Annotated in this window: 1 protein-coding gene; it reads left to right on the forward strand. The window is 64.9% G+C overall.

Annotated features, from left to right (window positions below):
* The first annotated feature begins 291 nt into the window (after positions 1-291).
* The gene (locus QRO93_RS14480; RefSeq protein ID WP_053448609.1) at positions 292-1,806 is read left to right on the forward strand and encodes an acetyl-CoA hydrolase/transferase family protein; all 1,515 of its coding nucleotides are present in this window, start codon (positions 292-294) and stop codon (positions 1,804-1,806) included.
* Positions 1,807-1,838 lie beyond the last annotated feature (32 nt).

The raw sequence follows: 1,838 nt of genomic DNA on the forward strand, positions 1-1,838 counted from the left end.
GGCCCCCCCCCCCCCCCCCCACTACCGATAATGGAGACCGCGTATTCATAATGGGCGGCAGGCAATAAAAAAGCCCGCTTGCAGCGAACTGCCAGCGGGCTCTGCTCCCTCCCCCACGTCGGGATGCAGGGCCATCGTGCGGGCTGCGAAAGCACTTTGCACGCTGCACTGCAAAACAAAACCGACCGGTACGGGTGACCCCGGTGGGGAAAAGCCATTCCACGAAGGTAGAACCCCCCGTACGGATGAGGATGGCCGATAATCGGGTTTCCCCCCAGAAACACTGTCGTCATGTCTGTTGATCGCATCGCCAACGCGCGTCTTCGTGACCGCGTGGTCTCCGCCGAGACCGCAGCCGCGCTGATCCAGCCCGGTGAAACCGTGGCCATGAGCGGCTTTACCGGCTCCGGGTATCCCAAGGCCGTTCCCGTCGAACTGGCGCGCCGCATCGAAGCGGTGCATGCCCAGGGCAATCCCTTCCAGATCAAGCTGATGACCGGCGCCTCCACCGCGCCGGAACTCGATGGCGCGCTGGCCAAGGCCGATGGCATCGCCATGCGCATGCCGTTCCAGAGCGACCCGGATGCGCGCAACCGCATCAACGAGGGAAAGCTGGATTACATCGACATCCACCTCAGCCACGTCGCCCAGCACGTATGGTTCGGCTTCTACGGCGAGATCGATACCGCCGTGATCGAAGTGTCGGCCATCCGCGAGGACGGCTCGCTGGTGCCCTCCACCTCGGTCGGCAACAACAAGACCTGGCTGGACCTGGCCAAGAAGGTGATCGTCGAGGTCAACGAATGGCAGCCGGCCGGCGTCGACGGCATGCATGACATCTACTACGGCACGGCGCTGCCGCCGCACCGCAAGCCGATTCCGCTGGTGAACGCCAACGACCGCATCGGTGACACCGCGCTGCGCTGCGACCCGGACAAGATCGTGGCGGTGGTGCGTACCAACGGCCCGGACCGCAACAGCCCGTTCAGCCCGATCGATGCGACCAGCGAGCAGATCGCCGCGCACCTGATCGAGTTCCTCAAGCACGAAGTGAAGAAGGGCCGCCTGCCGCCGAACCTGCTGCCGCTGCAGTCGGGTGTGGGCAACATCCCCAACGCGGTGCTGGCCGGCCTGGCCAAGAGTGGTTTCCGTGACCTGGCAGCGTTCACCGAAGTGATCCAGGACGGCATGCTCGACCTGCTGCGCGATGGCGTGCTGAGCTACGCCTCGTGCACCGGCTTTGCGTTGAGCCCGCAGGCCAACGAGACGTTCAAGGAGCACATCGATTTCTACCGCGAGCGCATCATCATGCGCACGCAGGAGATCTCCAACCATCCGGAGCTGGTGCGCCGCCTCGGCTGCATCGGCATGAACGGCATGATCGAAGTGGACATCTACGGCAACGTCAATTCGACGCACGTGATGGGCACGCGGATCATGAACGGCATCGGCGGTTCGGGTGACTTTGCCCGCAACGGCTTCCTGTCCGCGTTCCTGAGCCCGTCCACCGCCAAGAACGGCACCATTTCGGCGATCGTGCCGATGGCCAGCCACGTCGACCACACCGAGCACGACGTGTCGGTGATCGTCACCGAACAGGGCCTGGCCGACCTGCGTGGGCTGACCCCGCGCAAGCGTGCGCAGGTACTGATCGACAACTGCGCGCATCCGGATTTCCGCGCGCAGCTGCAGGACTACTTCGACCGTGCCAGCCGCGAGAGCTACGGCAAGCACACCCCGCACCTGCTGCCGGAAGCGCTGTCGTGGCACCAGCGCTGGCTGGATACCGGCACGATGAAGGGCTGAGACCCGGGGACCCTGGTAGAGCCGGGCGCTGG

The sequence above is a fragment of the Stenotrophomonas maltophilia group sp. Smal17 genome (assembly GCF_030237045.1).
Classification (GTDB): domain Bacteria; phylum Pseudomonadota; class Gammaproteobacteria; order Xanthomonadales; family Xanthomonadaceae; genus Stenotrophomonas; species Stenotrophomonas forensis.